This is a genomic window from Paraburkholderia sp. GAS206C, assembly GCF_050435645.1.
Classification (GTDB): domain Bacteria; phylum Pseudomonadota; class Gammaproteobacteria; order Burkholderiales; family Burkholderiaceae; genus Paraburkholderia; species Paraburkholderia phenazinium_B.
Map to the genome: position 1 here is coordinate 396359 of NZ_JBNDKR010000004.1, position 16560 is coordinate 412918.

General features: G+C 63.7%; 12 protein-coding genes. 8 read left to right on the plus strand and 4 right to left on the minus strand.

The window, feature by feature from the left end:
* Positions 1–183: 183 nt before the first annotated feature.
* Positions 184–1029 carry a hypothetical protein gene (locus P3T20_RS13900; RefSeq protein ID WP_429287119.1) on the plus strand — a complete coding sequence of 282 codons (846 nt, stop codon included), beginning with the start codon at positions 184–186 and terminating at the stop codon, positions 1027–1029.
* Between the two features lie 124 nt (positions 1030–1153).
* On the opposite strand, the gene P3T20_RS13905 is transcribed toward P3T20_RS13900, so the two are convergent.
* The 3 genes from P3T20_RS13905 to P3T20_RS13915 all read right to left on the minus strand — a co-directional run bounded on the left by P3T20_RS13905 (position 1154) and on the right by P3T20_RS13915 (position 7077).
* On the minus strand, positions 1154–2383 hold the full coding sequence (locus tag P3T20_RS13905; RefSeq protein ID WP_429287120.1) for a cell division protein ZipA C-terminal FtsZ-binding domain-containing protein: 1230 nt from the start codon (positions 2381–2383) through the stop codon (positions 1154–1156).
* Positions 2384–2480: 97 nt separating this feature from the next.
* Positions 2481–5999 carry a chromosome segregation protein SMC gene (smc, locus tag P3T20_RS13910; protein ID WP_429287170.1) on the minus strand — a complete coding sequence of 1173 codons (3519 nt, stop codon included), beginning with the start codon at positions 5997–5999 and terminating at the stop codon, positions 2481–2483.
* 148 nt (positions 6000–6147) lie between these two features.
* Positions 6148–7077, minus strand: a complete 930-nt coding sequence (locus P3T20_RS13915) for a DMT family transporter (RefSeq protein ID WP_074264270.1) — start codon at positions 7075–7077, stop codon at positions 6148–6150.
* A 457-nt stretch (positions 7078–7534) separates the two neighbouring features.
* On the opposite strand from P3T20_RS13915, the gene dapC reads away from it, so the two are divergent.
* The 6 genes from dapC (at position 7535) to cls (ending at position 13836) form a co-directional block, all read left to right on the plus strand.
* Positions 7535–8752 (plus strand): succinyldiaminopimelate transaminase, encoded by a 1218-nt coding sequence (dapC, locus tag P3T20_RS13920; RefSeq protein ID WP_074264269.1) that lies wholly within the window; start codon positions 7535–7537, stop codon positions 8750–8752.
* A 65-nt stretch (positions 8753–8817) separates the two neighbouring features.
* Positions 8818–9645 carry a 2,3,4,5-tetrahydropyridine-2,6-dicarboxylate N-succinyltransferase gene (dapD, locus tag P3T20_RS13925; protein ID WP_074264268.1) on the plus strand — a complete coding sequence of 276 codons (828 nt, stop codon included), beginning with the start codon at positions 8818–8820 and terminating at the stop codon, positions 9643–9645.
* On the plus strand, positions 9645–10010 hold the full coding sequence (locus P3T20_RS13930; RefSeq protein WP_074264267.1) for an ArsC family reductase: 366 nt from the start codon (positions 9645–9647) through the stop codon (positions 10008–10010). The genes dapD and P3T20_RS13930 overlap by 1 nt, the downstream gene beginning before the upstream one ends.
* 195 nt (positions 10011–10205) lie before the next feature.
* Entirely contained in the window at positions 10206–11345 is a 1140-nt protein-coding gene (gene dapE, locus P3T20_RS13935; RefSeq protein ID WP_074266027.1) for a succinyl-diaminopimelate desuccinylase, read from the plus strand.
* A gap of 36 nt (positions 11346–11381) precedes the next feature.
* Positions 11382–12266, plus strand: a complete 885-nt coding sequence (prmB, locus tag P3T20_RS13940; RefSeq protein WP_074264266.1) for a 50S ribosomal protein L3 N(5)-glutamine methyltransferase — start codon at positions 11382–11384, stop codon at positions 12264–12266.
* A gap of 130 nt (positions 12267–12396) precedes the next feature.
* A complete protein-coding gene (cls, locus tag P3T20_RS13945; RefSeq protein WP_074264265.1) occupies positions 12397–13836 on the plus strand; it encodes a cardiolipin synthase in 1440 nt (479 codons plus the stop codon).
* 42 nt (positions 13837–13878) lie between these two features.
* Here cls and P3T20_RS13950 read toward each other — a convergent pair whose 3' ends face one another.
* On the minus strand, positions 13879–14358 hold the full coding sequence (locus P3T20_RS13950; RefSeq protein WP_074264264.1) for a glutathione peroxidase: 480 nt from the start codon (positions 14356–14358) through the stop codon (positions 13879–13881).
* 229 nt (positions 14359–14587) lie between these two features.
* On the opposite strand from P3T20_RS13950, the gene P3T20_RS13955 reads away from it, so the two are divergent.
* The gene (locus P3T20_RS13955) at positions 14588–16558 is read left to right on the plus strand and encodes an ATP-binding cassette domain-containing protein (protein ID WP_074264263.1); all 1971 of its coding nucleotides are present in this window, start codon (positions 14588–14590) and stop codon (positions 16556–16558) included.
* Positions 16559–16560 lie beyond the last annotated feature (2 nt).

The following is a 16560-nucleotide window of genomic DNA, read 5'->3' on the forward strand; positions in this document are numbered from 1 at the left end:
CTCAGGAACCGCCCGTCGTGGACATTGGCCGGATGGCCAGTTTCGTACGCCGCCTCACCGATCGTCGGCTAGCCCTGGCCAGACGGCTAACGTGCGCTGTGTTGCATTGACACTTGAGGAGCGGAATGCGACTGTAAGCGCATGAGCCACATGCCGCTCCGGCATATCCACCGAAGGACAACCATGACGGGTTTTACTGTGATCAGACGTGGTCTCGGGCGGCTGGCCTCGTTGGCCATGTCGCTTTGCATTGCACTGTGCGTCTGGCACGCCGCGCCCGCGTGTGCGCTCGAACAGGTCGTCACCGTCCCTGTAGCGGACAACACGACGATCTCATACCTGCTAACGCAAAAGGACGACAGTCACCCCGACTGGGTTCTCGTCATGTTCGCGGGCGGCGACGGGGCATTGCAACTGGCGCAGGCGAGCGACGGCACTATCAGGCTGGGTCTGAAGAAAAACTTCCTCGTGCGAGCGCGCACCTTGCTGGTCGACGACCGCTTTGCCACTGCACTGGTCGATACGCCGTCCGATCAGCCTGGCGGCTACTCCGACAGCTTCCGCGCGTCGCCGCGCCATGCACAGGACCTCGCGCGTGTCGCGGCTGACCTGCGCACGCGCTTTCCGCAGGCGAAACTCGTGCTCGTCGGCACAAGTCGGGGGACGATTTCTTCTGCGTTTGTCGGCCGGGCGCTGCCCGATACCTGGGACGCGGTCGTCCATACCTCGACGCTAAGCAGTCCAGCGCGTGGTCAGGCGCTGCCGCTGGCCGGCTTCAACTACGGCGAGATCCACGCACGTCAGCTCTTCGTGCATCACGAAGACGACGGCTGCTATCTCTGTTCGTTCAGTGCAGCGAAGCGTATCGCGGACGATGGTCATGATTTCATTGCTGTCAGCGGCGGAAACGCACGCGGCAACCCATGCGAGGCAATGGGCCATCACGGCTTCAATGGACAGGATGAAGCGGTGGTCGCCGCGATCAAGGCGTGGATCAGCGGCGGCGCATGGCCGAAGGAGGTCGACTGAAGCAGGGTGCGTGCGACGCTGGCGAGACCGGCACACGCAGCTTTAATCGTGGCGTCGAAGGGGCGGCGGCACAGTCGAGGCGCCCTATTATTGCGCGAGCCCAGCTGCCGCAACCGCCAACGGTTTACTGGCTAAACAACCGCCGCGTGGCCGGCGAACCCGCCGGAATCCCAGCTTGCTCCAGCTTGGCGTACAGCGTCATCAACTGCTTCTCAATCGCCAGCAACGACGTTTCCGGCAGCGGACGGCGCCCATCGTCCACCACCCGGCCGCCAATCCGCTCCGACAGCGACTTGGCGTAGTCGCACATCAGCCGGAACGGCAGGATGTCTTCATCGGCCACCGGCACGTCGAGCACCAGCGTGATCATCTGGCCGCCCTTGTAGGTGAGGTCGTCGCGCAGGAAGTTGGTATCGCCGAACTGCAGCATGAACACTGGGCTTTGCCGGGCGTCGAGCTTGACGAAACGCGTGCCGTCGCGCGAAAGCAGCAGGCCGTCCTGCGAAGCCACGGCCTGCACATAGTTCGCCGACCACGGCGCCCCGTCCGACAGCACGTTGATCGACAGTTGCGCATCGCATTGGGCGGCGAAACCGTCCAGCTCGCGTGCCATCGCCACCGTTTCCATCATGTCGGGGAATTCGGGAGCCGCGTCGATGGCATCGGCAAACTGCTGCACGCCCGTGACGAACTCGGAAAACTCCAGTTCATTCAGCGGACCACTGCGGTTAGCCAGTTGCGCGGCTGCACGCAGTTCTTCGTAGCGCACGCCGTTCTGCAGCAGTTCCCATGCGCCGCCGCCTTCCGGCTTGCCCTCGATATGCACCGGCTTGCTGCCCGCACGGCGCAGACGTTGCGCAAGCGGAATCACCTTGTCGCCTGCCAGCGGACCGGCGAGGCGAACCGGCACGATGCAATCAATGCGCCGATCCACGATCGCAGGCGGTGCAGAAGAGATCGTTGTCGCGGCCGGCATAATCGGCTCAGAGGGCTCGTCGGCACTAGTGGGCACGCCCTCGGTTTGCGGCTCGGGGAAACCATTCGGCGTAGTCGTCTCGGCCTGGATATCCGCGGGGGTGTCGAGCGGCGGCGCCGTGCCGAAGGTAGGTTCGACGCGCGACCCGGTATCGGTCGCGTCATCCGACACGGGCTCGCGGCGAGTGGTCGGCCGGGCCGGTTCGATGAACGGGCTTTGTTCTTCCTGGTCTTCCCGTGCAAAGGCCTCGGCAGTATCGGCCGGCATCGGCCGCGGCATCCGGCGGCGCACCTTCGCGCCTTGCCATGCGTTGTAGACCACCACGCCCCCGACCACCACGGCACCCGCGCCGATCAAACCGAGTGTCAACTCGTCCATGCATGCTCCATCAGCAATTCTTCTGTTTGCGCGGCGTCTGAGCCTGCGCCGCGCGGCAAGCTTGCCGCAGCGGGGGCGCAGGCTCGCGCCGTCCGTATCAAACGATATTCTGGGCGAAACCGGCGGCCGTTTCCATGTCGACCGCGACGATCCGCGACACACCCTGCTCCTGCATCGTCACGCCGATCAGTTGCTGGGCCATTTCCATCGCGATCTTGTTGTGCGAGATGAACAGGAACTGGGTCTTGTCCGACATCGCGCGCACGAGATTGGCAAAGCGCTCCGTGTTGGCGTCGTCGAGCGGCGCGTCCACTTCGTCGAGCAGACAGAACGGCGCCGGATTCAACTGGAACATCGCGAACACGAGTGCCGTCGCGGTCAGCGCTTTCTCGCCGCCCGACAGCAAGTGAATCGTCGAATTCTTCTTGCCCGGCGGTTGCGCCATGACCTGCACGCCGGCGTCGAGGATTTCGTCGCCGGTCATGATCAGCTTGGCCTGGCCACCGCCGAACAGGCGCGGGAACAGTTCGCCGAAATGCTGGTTGACCTGATCGAAGGTGCCCTGCAGCAGCGTGCGGGTTTCCTGATCGATCTTGTGAATCGCGTCTTCCAGCGTTTCGATTGCGCTGTTCAGGTCAGCCGACTGCGCATCGAGGAAGCTCTTGCGCTCGGTAGCGGCCTTCAGTTCGTCGAGCGCGGCCATATTCACCGGACCCAGCGCAGCGATCGCGTTGTTCAGCCGCGTGACTTCGCCTTGCAGGTAGGACGGCTTCATGTCCGGCGTCAGCCTGGCCTGCAATTCGGCCTCGTCGACACCTGCCGCGGCGAGCTGCTCGATGAACTGCTCGGCGTTCAGACGCGCGGCCTGTTCCTTCAACTGCAGCTCGGTAATACGGTCGCGCAGCGGCTGCAGTGCGCGCTCTGCCGTGAGACGCGTCTCGTCGGCGGCGCGCAGCTTGGCAGTCAGATCGTCCAGCTCGAGACGCGCGGCATGCAGCGCCTCTTCCTTGACCGCGCGGATTTCCAGCGCGCCTTGCAGACCGGTATGCGCGGTCTGCTCATTGATCGTTTCGAGCTCGGCCCGCGCGTCTTCGAGCGATGCGGCAACCCGTTCGCTCTGCTCGTGCGCCACCTGAATGCTGCGCTTGAGTTCGTCGATGCGGTTCGCCATATTGCGCGCGGCAAAGCGTGCATCGGTGGCAGCCCGATCAAGATCGCGAGACTGCGCTCGCGCAGCCGTCAGTTCTTCATCGAGTGCTTCGAAGGCCAACTGGTTGTCTTCGAAGCGCGCCTGCAATTCAGCCAGTTCGGCGTCGTGACGCTCGAAGTTCGCTTCCGACTCGCCGCGCAAGGCGCGCTGCTCGTCGATCTGTGCGGTGATCTCTTCGAGTTCCTCGCGAATCTGCGTGCTGCGCTGCATGTAGCGCTCGTGCGCCTGAGTGAGCTTGAGCACATCCATCTGCAGCGCGTGCACGCGCTGGGTCGCGCGCTCGGCCTGCTGGCGCACGTCCGTCAAGGTTTGCGACGCCTGCGTGTGAGCCGCTTCGGCACGAATCGCCGCCGTCTTGGCTTCATCTGCCAGCAGCCCCTGGGCGCGCACCTGGCGCGTCAGGTTTTCGATTTCCTGCTGACGGGCCAGCATGCCGGCCTGCTCGGAATCGGCAGCATAGAGTTGCACGCCGACGCGCGTCACCACATGACCCGCCTTGACGACAAACGAGCCGCCTTCCGGCAACTGCGAACGCAGCGAGAGCGCCTGGGCAAGATCGTCGGCGACAAAAGCGAGACCCAGCCAGTCGTTCAACACCGCGCGCAGGCCCGCGTCGTCAATGCGCACCAGCGACAGCAGCGGCCGCAAGGCAGGCGGCGTCGTGACCGGCGCTCCAGCTGCCGGCGGTGCGTAAAAGGCGAGCTTGGCGGGCGGCGCATCGGTCGCGAAGGCCTTGACCCAGTCGAGATTCGACACTTCCAGCGCGGCGAGACGCTCGCGCAACACCGATTCCAGCGCCGTTTCCCAGCCTGCTTCAACGTGCAGCTTCTTCCACAACCGCGGCAGACCGTTCAGCTCGTGCTTCTCGAGCCATGGCTGGATCTTGCCTTCGGTCTGGACGTTTTCCTGCAACTGCTTGAGCGCAGCGAGACGCGCGTCGAGTTGATGAATCTGCGCCGTTTCCGACTGCACGCGCTCCTGGGCGCTGCGCCGTTCGCCGTCGAGGCGCGGCAGCGTTTCCTGGGCATCGGCGAGGCGCGCCTGGGCGTCGTTAAGAATCTCTTCGTGCTCGGCCAACTGCATGCGCAGCTCTTCGAGCTGGGCTTCGTCCGGCGCGTCGAGACCGCCCGCTTCCAGCTTCAACCGCTCATGACGCTGCTGCAACTGCTGCAGCTGCTGGTCGGCATTGCGCTGATGCGCGGCCTCCAGCTTGAGCGCCTGCTCGGTCTGTGCAATGCCGCCGCGCTCTTCGTTCAGCTGCGTCTGCGCATCGCGCCAACGGGCTTCGAGAGCGGGCATCGCGTCGTGCTTCGCAGCAGCTTCGTCTTCGGCAAGCGCGGCCTTTTCTTCCGCCACCGCCAGTTGTTCCGCAGCGTCTTCGAGGTCGTCCTGGGCCTTCTGGGCCTGCGACTGCCACTGCTCGCGCTGCGCGTTCAGCGCGGCGATCTGCGCCTGGACGCGGTTGCGCGATTCGACGATGAACTTGATCTCGGCCTCGAGCCGGCTCACTTCGGCGTTCGCCTCGTAGAGTGCGCCTTGCGCACCCTGCATCGCATCGCTCGCCGAATAGTGCGCCACACGCAGCGTTTCCAGCTGCGCTTCGACTTCGCGCAGCTTCGCGGTTTGGGCTTCGAGGTCGATCTGCGCCTGTTCGATGGCGCGTTGCTGGCGTTCCTGTTCGCCGCCGGCTTCGTTCTTGCGCAGCAGCCACAAGAGGCGCTGCTTCATTTCGCCGTCGGCCTGCAGTTCCTTGAACTTCGTCGCGACAACTGCCTGATCTTCGAGCTTTTCGAGGTTCGTGCCGAGTTCACGGACGATGTCTTCCACCCGCGTCAGATTCTCACGCGTGTCGTGCAGACGGCTCTCGGTCTCGCGGCGGCGTTCCTTGTACTTCGAGACGCCCGCGGCTTCCTCCAGGAACACGCGCAGTTCTTCAGGCTTCGCCTCGATCAGGCGCGCAATCATGCCCTGCCCGATGATGGCGTACGCCCGCGGCCCGAGACCGGTGCCGAGGAAGATGTCCTGGATGTCGCGGCGGCGCGCCGGCAGGTTGTTGATGTAGTAGCTCGAAGTGCCGTCGCGTGTCAGCACGCGCTTGACGGCGATTTCGGCATACTGCCCCCACTGGCCGGCGGCACGGCCGTCGGCGTTGTCGAACACGAGTTCGACGCTGGCGCGGCTGCCCGGCTTGCGCGCAGTAGAGCCGTTGAAGATCACGTCCTGCATCGACTCGCCGCGCAGCTCGGAAGCGCGCGATTCGCCGAGCACCCAGCGCACGGCGTCGATGATGTTGGACTTGCCGCAACCATTGGGACCGACCACGCCGACAAGCTGGCCCGGAACCTGGAAATGCGTGGGATCGACGAATGACTTGAAGCCAGCGAGTTTGATCGAGGTCAGACGCACGGCGATATCGCTGATTGAAAAGGGAAAATAAAGGTGGATCGCAAGGGCCGCGCGTGCCGTTCCCAGCCACTGCGAAACGACCCACACGAACCCCGCGATACGGGCGCCGCGCACGCCCGGCAAGGCGCGCGACGGCAAGCAGGGGCAATCATACCATCGCGCGTGAGCGGTCCTGGCGCTTAGGGTCGAGCTTAGTGCGATGCACCCAACTCGACAACGCCGACGCCAGCACGATGCACGCGCCGCCCGCCCATTCGCGCGGCCCGGGGGTCTCGCCGGCAAAGAGCCATGCAGACAGCGCCGTCACCACGATTTCGAACAGCATGATGATCGATGCGCGGTTCGCCGGGATGCGCGCCATGCCGTATTGCACCAGCATGTTATTGGACGCCAACAGGAAACCGAGGCCCAGCACCAGCAAGGCCGCCACGCCCAGGTGCGCGCCGGTGGGCGGCGCGGGCATCGCCTCGAATAACGACGCGCAGGCGCTGAAGATGGCAGCGCCGCCAAAAATCGTCGCGGTGCGCATTTCCGCCTTCATCCCGGGCAGCACACGGCTCGTCTTGAGAATCAACACATTGCTCATGGCAAAGCCCATGCCCCCGGCGAGGCCACCCCATTCAGCCAGATTCGCCGGCACCGGCAAACCCAGTTGGGGCGACCACAGCATGGTCATCGCGCCCGCCAGCGACAGCGCCGCGAGCGCGGCACCGGTCCACGTCAGGCGTTCATGCAGGATGAAATGTGCGAACAGCGCGGTCCATGCTGGGGTGAGGTAGAAGAGCAGCAGCACGCGCATGACCTGGCCGTGGATCGAACCCCAGACGAAACCGAGGTTCGTGACACCGGCGGCCAGCGCTAGTGCGGGCAGCAGCCAATGCCAGCGGACTGTGCGGATGGCGCGGTGGCGTACCAGCAGCACGAACAGGCAGCCGGCGCCGCTTGTGAGCGCGCTGGCGGCCGTGCCGGTCACTCCCAGCGAAGCCAGCATGCGCAGCGGGTACCAGATCATGCCCCAAACGGACGCGCCCAGCATGATGGCGAGCGCCGGCCAACTCGTGCGAATCCAGTTGCTCATCGCGCGGCGCTCCTGCTTCTGCTCGCGCTCGGGTTCTGGCGTGGGTCGTTCGAGCACTGAACGGCGGCGGCCGGACGTCCTGCAAGACCCGATCTGTCCTCCACCGGGAACTGCCTTGCCACCTGGGCCGTCACCTGACCTGCCGCCTCGTCCGTTGGCTGACCTGCCGCTTGAGCTGTCACCCGAACTGCCGCCTGAACTACCACCTGCATTCTGTCTCCCAGTATCTATTTACGCGGCCGTCTGAGGTGGGCCGCTTCGCCAGTAGTCTTCGCACGCGGCGCCCGAGTGATCCAGCGGGGCCAGCCAGGCGCCAGGCCCGTCGCACCACGCTATAATCACCGATCCGCCGCCTGTGCCGTCATTTCACCGTCCCGATCGATGCGACGATGATTGCCGCCGCCGCGCGTGCCCCTCACCTGTCTCCGCCCGTTTTCGATCAGGCTCGATCCGCCAAGTGAACCCGCTACTCGACACCCTCCAGTCCTATCCGTTCGAAAAGCTGCGTCTGCTTTTCAAGGACGTCACGCCGCCAGCCAATCTCTCGCACATCAGCTTCGGCATTGGCGAACCGAAACATCCGACCCCGGCGCTGATCCGCGACGCGGTGATCGCTTCGCTCGGCGGCCTGGCGGTGTATCCGGCCACGCTCGGTTCACCGGCGTTGCGCGAGTCGATTGCGAACTGGATCACGAAGCGCTACAACCTGCCGCCCGTCGATCCGGCCACTGAAGTGCTGCCGGTTGCCGGCTCCCGCGAGGCGTTGTTTGCGCTCGCGCAGACCGTGATCGACCCGAAGCGAAACGCAGCGGGCGAGCCCGCGATCGTACTCTGCCCGAACCCGTTCTACCAGATCTACGAAGGCGCAGCTTTGCTGGCCGGCGCGCAGCCGTATTTCGTCAACAGCGATCCGGCCCGCAATTTCGCCTGTGATTATTCGGCCGTGCCAGCCGACATCTGGGCACGCACGCAACTGCTCTACGTCTGTTCGCCGGGCAACCCGACCGGCGCGGTGCTGACGCTCGAGGACTGGCGCGAACTGTTTGCACTGTCCGACCGTTATGGCTTCGTGATTGCCTCCGACGAGTGCTACTCGGAAATCTATTTCGACGAAGCCAAACCGCCGCTTGGCGCGCTCGAGGCAGCGCACAAGCTGGGCCGCGGCTTCGAGCGCATCGTGATGCTCTCGAGCCTGTCGAAGCGCTCTAACGTGCCGGGCATGCGCTCGGGCTTCGTCGCCGGCGACGCGGCGATCCTCAAGCAGTTCCTGCTATACCGGACATACCACGGCGCCGCCTTGTCGACCGTGTACCAGACTGCGAGTATCGCGGCCTGGAACGACGAGACGCATGTGCGCGAGAACCGCGCGAAATACGTGCAGAAATTTGCCACCGTTACGCCGATGATTGCCGACGTGCTCGACGTGCGCCTGCCCGATGCCGCCTTCTACCTGTGGTGCAATGTAGCGCGCACTGGCCTGACGGATACCGAGTTCGCCCAGCGTCTCTACGCCGACTATAATGTGACGGTTCTGCCGGGCTCGTACCTCGCGCGCACTGCGCACGACACGAACCCCGGCCGCAATTTCGTGCGCCTCGCGCTGGTCGCCGATGTCGACGAGTGCACCGAAGGCGCGCAGCGGATCGTCGATTTTTGCCATGCGCTCGCGCGCTAAACGCGCCCGGCATGCAGCCCCTCTTCCTCAGACTTCAACTCTTTAATCCTCGATAAGCCACGAATATGTCGCAACAACTTCAGCAGATCATCGATACCGCCTGGGAAAACCGCGCAGACCTGTCGCCGAAAGCCGCCCCCGCCGACGTGCGTGAGGCCGTCGCACACGCCATCGAGCAACTCGACAAGGGTCTGCTGCGCGTCGCCGAAAAGAAAAACGGCGAATGGGTCGTCAATCAATGGCTGAAGAAAGCGGTGCTGCTGTCGTTCCGTCTGGAAGACAACGCGCCGATGCCGGCTGGTGGCTACTCCCAGTTCTACGACAAGGTGCCCTCGAAGTTTGCGAACTACACCGCTGAAGACTTCGCCGCCGGCGGCTTCCGCGTGGTGCCGCCCGCCATCGCACGCCGTGGCTCGTTCATCGCGAAGAACGTCGTGCTGATGCCGTCGTACACCAACATTGGCGCATACGTCGACGAAGGGACGATGGTCGATACGTGGGCCACCGTCGGCTCGTGTGCGCAGATCGGCAAGAACGTTCACCTGTCGGGTGGCGTGGGCATCGGCGGCGTGCTGGAGCCGCTGCAGGCCAACCCGGTCATCATCGAAGACAACTGCTTTATCGGCGCACGCTCGGAAGTCGTGGAAGGCGTGATCGTCGAAGAAAACTCGGTGATCTCGATGGGCGTGTACCTCGGCCAGAGCACCAAGATTTACGACCGCGAAACTGGCGAAGTCACGTATGGCCGCATCCCGGCAGGTTCGGTGGTGGTGGCCGGCAACCTGCCGTCGAAGGACGGCTCGCATAGCCTGTACTGCGCGGTGATCGTCAAGAAGGTCGACGCGAAAACGCGCGCCAAGGTCGGTCTCAACGAGTTGCTGCGAGGCGATTGATGGCACGCGCCAACAAGACTGTGGTCTACGGCATCCCGAACTGCGACACCGTGAAGAAAGCCCGCGTGTGGCTGGAAGAGCACGGCGTCGAGTTCGAGTTTCACGATTTCAAGAAGGCCGGCGTCACCGCACCGCTCGTGCAGGACTGGCTCAAAGACGTCAAGCTCGACGCCTTGCTGAACCGGCGCGGTACGACATGGCGTGGTCTGTCGGACGACATGAAGGTCGCCGCGGACACGGAGCCGGGCGCGATTGCGTTGATGATCCACAAGCCTTCGGTGATCAAGCGGCCGGTGGTCGTGGTCAACGGGCGGGTCAAGACGCTCGGTTTTTCTGCGGAAGAGTACGAGACGTTGTTCGGCTGAACACCGATCCTGATCGCGTTACCCGCTTCGCCGGGCACGCGCCGGAATCGGTCGGTCAAGAAACGCGTTGAACACGATGCCTGTGGCGGGTGGTAGTAATGGCCCAGGCGTCGCGTGCACAAGAAGCTGTTGCCGGCTGCGGCGATTCACTCGCAGCCGGCATTTTTTCATTTCAAAGTGGCTAGTACTGAATCCATGTCCGGCACCCTTGCCCTTACCGAACAACTGATCGCGCGCGCCTCCGTTACGCCCGACGACCAGCATTGCCAGCGCATCCTGATCGAGCGCCTCGCGGCGCTCGGCTTCGAGTGCGAGACCATCGAATCGCATGGCGTGACGAACCTCTGGGCTGTCAAACGCGGCGTCGACGGCACGCGCGGCAAGCTGCTCGTGTTCGCCGGCCACACCGACGTGGTGCCAACCGGCCCTCTCGAACAATGGAGCTCGCCGCCCTTCGAGCCGACCCATCGCGACGGCATGCTCTACGGACGCGGTGCGGCTGACATGAAGACCTCGATTGCAGGCTTCGTGGTGGCAAGCGAAGAGTTCGTGGCGGCGCATCCGGCGCATCGCGGCTCGATCGCGCTTCTGATTACGAGCGACGAGGAAGGTCCCGCCACCGACGGCACCGTGAAGGTCGTCGAAGCGCTGAAGGAGCGTGGCGAGCGACTCGACTACTGCATCGTGGGCGAGCCGACTTCGAGCGCACAGTTCGGCGACATGGTGAAGAACGGCCGGCGCGGCTCGATGTCCGGCAAGCTCACGGTCAAAGGTGTGCAAGGTCATATCGCCTATCCGCATCTGGCGAAGAACCCCGTGCATCTGCTGGCGCCCGCGCTGGCGGAACTGGTGGCCGAGCGCTGGGACGACGGCAACGAATACTTCCCGCCCACCACATGGCAGGTGTCGAACATCCACAGCGGCACGGGCGCGAGCAACGTGATTCCGGGCCACGCGGAGGTAATGTTCAACTTCCGTTTTTCGACAGCGAGCACGGTTGAAGGGCTGCAAAGCCGCGTGCACGCCATCCTCGACAAACACGGTCTCGAATACGATCTGCAATGGTCGGTGAGCGGTCTGCCGTTCCTGACACCGCGCGGCGACCTGTCGAACGCACTCGCCAAGGCAATCAAGGACGAAACCGGCGTAAGCACCGAACTGTCGACCACGGGTGGCACCTCCGACGGCCGTTTCATTGCCCGCATCTGCGAACAGGTGGTCGAGTTCGGCCCGCTGAACGCCACCATCCACAAGATCGACGAGCATATCGACGTCTCCCATATCGAGCCGCTCAAGAACGTGTACCGGCGCGTACTCGAACAACTGATCGCTTAAGCCGCTTAACCCAGGCCCGCCAAGGACACCCCCGCGATGACGCTCCCGTTTTCCACCGTCCGCGATCTGCTGCGTTTCGCAGTGACGCGCTTTAACCAGGCCGAACTGTCGTTCGGCCACGTGTCGGCCAACGCTTACGACGAAGCCGCCTACCTCGTGCTGCACTCGCTGCATCTGCCGCTGGATCTGCTCGAGCCGTTTCTCGACGCAAAACTGACCGCGGCGGAAATCGACGCCGTGTTGAGCGTGATCGAGCGCCGTGCCGCCGAACGCGTGCCGGCCGCGTACATCACGCAGGAAGCGTGGATGCATGGTTTCCGTTTCCACGTGGACGAACGCGTGATCGTGCCGCGCTCGTTCATCGGAGAACTGCTGCAGGACGGCTTGCAGCCGTATGTCGAAGATCCCGAGCAGGTCGGCGCGGTGCTTGAGTTGTGCACCGGTTCCGGGTGCCTCGCGATTCTCGCCGCGCATGCATTCCCGAACGCCGATATCGACGCCGTCGATCTGTCGAAGCCGGCGCTGGAAGTGGCGACGCGCAATGTCGACGAGTACAAGCTCGACGATCGCATTGCCCTGTTTGAAGGCGACCTGTTCGAACCGTTGCCTGAGCGCCGCTACGATGTGATCATCGCCAATCCGCCGTACGTCAACGCGGAGTCCATGGCGACGCTGCCGGCCGAGTACCGGCATGAACCGGAGATGGCGCTGGCGGGCGGCGCGGACGGCATGGACATCGTGCGCCGGATTATTGGCGAGGCACGCAACTGGCTGACCGAGGATGGCGTGCTGGTGATCGAGATCGGCAACGAGCGCGCGAATGTGGAAGCGGCGTTTGGCGGCCTCGACCTCGTCTGGCTGTCGACCAGCGCCGGAGACGACAACGTGTTTCTCATTCAGGCGGCTGATCTGCCGGGGTAATTTGCCCGGAACAGCAAAGAATCCACCTAACCCGACCGCAAGGCGAACGGGTTCGGTAAGATGAGCGCGATCGACTTCCCTGCCCTCATGCCGAACCATCGGGAAGCGCATAAAAATTCTCCGCGCGCCTATGCAATTCGACCTCCTTCATATCGCACCGCTCGTCCTTCTCGCCCATCTGCTGGGCGTGATCGCGGCGTGCCATGCCATTCTCAACACGCGTACCTCCCAGGGCGCGGTGGCATGGGCGGTATCGCTGGTAGCCATGCCGTACCTGACGGTAGTGCCTTACCTGTTCCTCGGACGCAGCAAGTTCCGCGGTTACGCCGACGCGCGCCGTATCGAAAACGAGTCACTGCGCACCCAGGCCCATCCCCACGCGTGGGACGAGCAGGCCTCGTCAGCCGGGCGGCCGACCGACGAGCTCGGCCCCCGGCTCGTAAGCTCGCTGACGCGTCTGGGCGGCATGCCATTCCTGCCTGGCAACTCCGTGCGCACGCTGGTGAACGGCGAGGCAACCTTTGCTGCGATCCTCGAAGCCATCGACCAGGCACGCAGCTACATCGTCGTTCAGTTCTTCATCGTGCGCGACGATTCGCTCGGCGAGATGCTGAAGGACGCGCTGCTCGCCAAAGCAGCACAAGGTGTGCGCATCTATTTTCTCTACGACAGCATCGGCAGCTTCGATCTGCCGCACAGCTATGTGGCCAGGCTACGGGCCGGTGGCGTCGAGGTGCATCCGTTCGCCACCAACCGGCGCTTCGTCAACCGCTTCCAGCTCAACTTCCGTAATCACCGCAAGATCGTCTCGGTGGACGGCGAGCGAGCGTTTGTCGGCGGACATAACGTCGGCGTGGAATATCTCGGCGCCAAGCCACCGCTTTCGCCGTGGCGCGATACGCATATCGAGGTGCGCGGGCCGGTGGTCGCCAGCATCCAGTTCGTGTTCACGGAAGACTGGTACTGGGCCACCCAGACGCTCCCGCCGCTCGATATGCCGTCTTACGAAGCGACCGATGAGGGCATGCATTGCATCGTCATGCCTACCGGCCCCGCCGACAAGCAGGAAACCTGTTCGCTGTTCTTCGTCGAAGCAATCAACGCGGCGCGCGAGCGGATCTGGATCACCACGCCTTATCTCGTGCCAGACGAAGCGGTGTTTTCAGCACTACGGCTCGCGGTGCTGCGCGGCGTGGACGTGCGCATCCTGATTCCGAGCCGGCGCGACCACTACGTCGTGTTCGAAGCGTCAAAGCTCTATGCCTACGACTCGGTCAACGCCGGCATCCGCATCTTCCGCTACCGGCCTGGCTTCCTGCATCAGAAGGTGGTGCTGATCGATACGGTCGCCGCGGCAATCGGCAGCGCGAATCTCGACAACCGCTCGTTCCGGTTGAACTTCGAGATCATGGTGCTGACCGTGGACCGCGGCTTCGCCACCGAAGTCGAAGCGATGCTCACGCGCGATTTCGCCGAATCCTACGAGATCGACCGTAACGAGTACCGCCAGGCGCCTGCATTCAGACGCGTGACGATGCACGTTGCAAGGTTGTTCTCGCCGATTCTTTAGGAGCCGGAATCGCCTGTGTTGCGCAGGCGCCGCCGCCCGCCCCTAAAGCAGCTTTTCGATCTCGCCGGTAATCGATTCGGGTTTGGTCACAGGTGCATAGCGTTTGACGACTGTGCCATCACGGCTCACCAGAAACTTGGTGAAATTCCACTTGATACCCTCCAGCCCCAGCAGACCGGGCGCCTCACCGGTCAGATAGCGGTACAGCGGGTGGGCGTTGGCACCGTTCACGTCGATCTTGTCGAACATCGGGAAGCTCACGCCGTAGTTCTTCTCGCAGAAGCTGCCGATCTGCGTTGCGTCACCCGGCTCCTGTTTGCCGAACTGGTTGCACGGGAAGCCGAGAATCTCGAAGTCGCGCCCCACGTAGGTTTCGTACAGTTTCTGAAGCCCCGCATATTGCGGAGTGAAGCCGCACTCGCTCGCCGTATTGACGATCAGCAGCACCTTGCCGCGATAACGGTCAAGACTCACCTCCTCGCCGCCGAGCGTGCGCGCCGAGAACGAATAAATTGACGTCATGGTCCCCTCCGTTGTCGACCGGATTCTAGCGCTTCAGATGCCCCCCGAGTTCGCTCTTTAGCGCGCTACTCCGGTCCCATGCAAAGCGCTGACTCCAGTCCCATGCAACATAGTGGTGAAAGGCGTCAGTCTAAGCTAAAAGCCCTACTTGCACAGTTAGCCGAATGGCCGATGCCTGGCTAGCCTCCGGCGGTCTAAAATAGCGTTTTTTCCAAGCCGGCCCCTCTTAGTGATCCGCTTTAACCAGTTCAGTCTCGCGCGCGGCACCAAGCCGCTCTTCGAACAAACCACCTTCACCCTGAACCCCGGCGAGAAAGCCGGGCTGGTCGGGGCGAACGGCGCGGGCAAGTCGACCCTGTTTGCCGTGCTGCTCGGCGAACTGCACGCGGACGGCGGCGGCTTTTCCATGCCGCCCGCCTGGCAGATCGCCCATGTGGCGCAGGAAACCCCCGCCGTCGACAAGACCGCGCTCGCCTACACGCTGGACGGCGACGCCGCGCTGCGCGCCATCGAGGCAGCGATTGCTGCCGCCTCGGCCGCACACGACGGCGCCGCGGAAGGCGAAGCACACGCGGCCTTTGCCGACGCCGACGGCTATACCGCCCCGGCGCGCGCCGAAGCGCTGCTGCTCGGCCTGGGCTTCACGCTCGAGCAGACGCGCTTGCCGGTGACAAGCTTCTCCGGCGGCTGGCGCATGCGCCTGAACCTGGCTCAGGCGCTGATGTGCCGCTCCGACCTGCTGCTGCTCGACGAGCCGACCAACCACCTGGACCTCGACGCCATCGTCTGGCTCGAAGACTGGCTGCATCGCTATCCGGGCACGCTGATCGTGATTTCGCACGACCGGGAATTTCTCGATTCGGTGTGCAATGTCACGCTGCATCTGGAGCAACAGCAGATCAAGCGCTACGGCGGCAACTATTCGCAATTCGAAATCCTGCGCGCACAGCAGATCGCCCTGCAGCAAAGCGCGTATGAGAAGCAGCGGCGCACGGTCGAACATCTGCAGAGCTACATCAACCGCTTCAAGGCGCAGGCTACCAAGGCGCGCCAGGCGCAGAGCCGGGTGAAGGCACTTGAAAAGATGGAACTGATCGCGCCGGCCCACGCTTCATCGCCGTTCACGTTCGAGTTCCGTACACCTGACTCCGCCCCCAACCCGATGATGGTGATGGAGAGCGTGCGCTGCGGCTATCGCAACGAAAGCGGCGAGATTCCGATTGTCGAGCACGTCACGCTGTCGATCCAGAACGGCCAGCGCATCGGCCTGCTCGGCGCGAACGGCCAGGGTAAATCAACGCTCATCAAGACGCTCGCGGGCACGCTCGAAGCGCTCGGCGGCGACGTTCGCGAAGGCAAGGGGCTGCGCATCGGCTACTTCGCGCAGCATCAACTCGAAACGCTGCGCCCGCAAGACTCGGCGCTGCAGCATCTGGCCCGGCTTGCGCCCGACACGCGAGAGCAGGAGTTGCGCGACTACCTCGGCGGCTTCAACTTCTCCGGGGAAATGGCAACCGCCGCGATCGCACCGTTTTCAGGAGGCGAGAAAGCGCGTCTCGCGCTGGCGTTGGTTATCTGGCAAAAGCCGAATCTGCTGCTGCTCGACGAACCGACCAATCACCTGGATCTGGAAACGCGTCACGCGTTGACCATGGCGCTTGCCCAGTTCGAAGGCACACTAATCCTCGTCTCGCACGATCGCCACCTGTTGCGCGCTACCACCGATCAATTCATGCTGGTGGCGAAACACCGGCTGCAGCCGTTCGACGGCGACCTCGACGATTACCGCGACTGGCTGCTGCAGCATGCTGCCGAACAGCGCGCCGCGCTGAAGGCCGGGAGTGCCGGCAACGCGGCAGGCGCAGCGAATAGCGGCAGTGGTAGCAATAGCGGCAATGGCGAAGACAACGCTGCAAACCGCAAGGAGCAGCGCCGTCAGGACGCCGAAACGCGCCAGAAGCTCTCGCAGCTGAAAAAGCCGCTGCAGAATCGCATTGGCAAGATCGAAAAGGAAATGGACGCGCTGAACGCCGAAAAAGCGACGCTGGATGCGTTCGTCGCGGATCCGGCGAGTTACGATCCTGAACAGAAGACCAGGCTGACGGAGGCGATCCGCCGTCAGGCGGATGTGAATGCGCGCCTCGAAGCGCTCGAAGCCGAATGGCTCGATACTCACGAGGAACTTGAACAGATCGGATGAGG

Excerpts from the sequence above, each read along its gene's own strand:
- P3T20_RS13900 (WP_429287119.1), top strand. The coding sequence starts at position 184 with ATGACGGGTTTTACTGTGATCAGACGTGGTCTCGGGCGGCTGGCCTCG.
- P3T20_RS13905 (WP_429287120.1), bottom strand. The coding sequence starts at position 2,383 with ATGGACGAGTTGACACTCGGTTTGATCGGCGCGGGTGCCGTGGTGGTC.
- P3T20_RS13915 (WP_074264270.1), bottom strand. The coding sequence starts at position 7,077 with ATGAGCAACTGGATTCGCACGAGTTGGCCGGCGCTCGCCATCATGCTG.
- dapD (WP_074264268.1), top strand. The coding sequence starts at position 8,818 with ATGTCGCAACAACTTCAGCAGATCATCGATACCGCCTGGGAAAACCGC.
- P3T20_RS13930 (WP_074264267.1), top strand. The coding sequence starts at position 9,645 with ATGGCACGCGCCAACAAGACTGTGGTCTACGGCATCCCGAACTGCGAC.
- dapE (WP_074266027.1), top strand. The coding sequence starts at position 10,206 with ATGTCCGGCACCCTTGCCCTTACCGAACAACTGATCGCGCGCGCCTCC.
- prmB (WP_074264266.1), top strand. The coding sequence starts at position 11,382 with ATGACGCTCCCGTTTTCCACCGTCCGCGATCTGCTGCGTTTCGCAGTG.
- cls (WP_074264265.1), top strand. The coding sequence starts at position 12,397 with ATGCAATTCGACCTCCTTCATATCGCACCGCTCGTCCTTCTCGCCCAT.
- P3T20_RS13950 (WP_074264264.1), bottom strand. The coding sequence starts at position 14,358 with ATGACGTCAATTTATTCGTTCTCGGCGCGCACGCTCGGCGGCGAGGAG.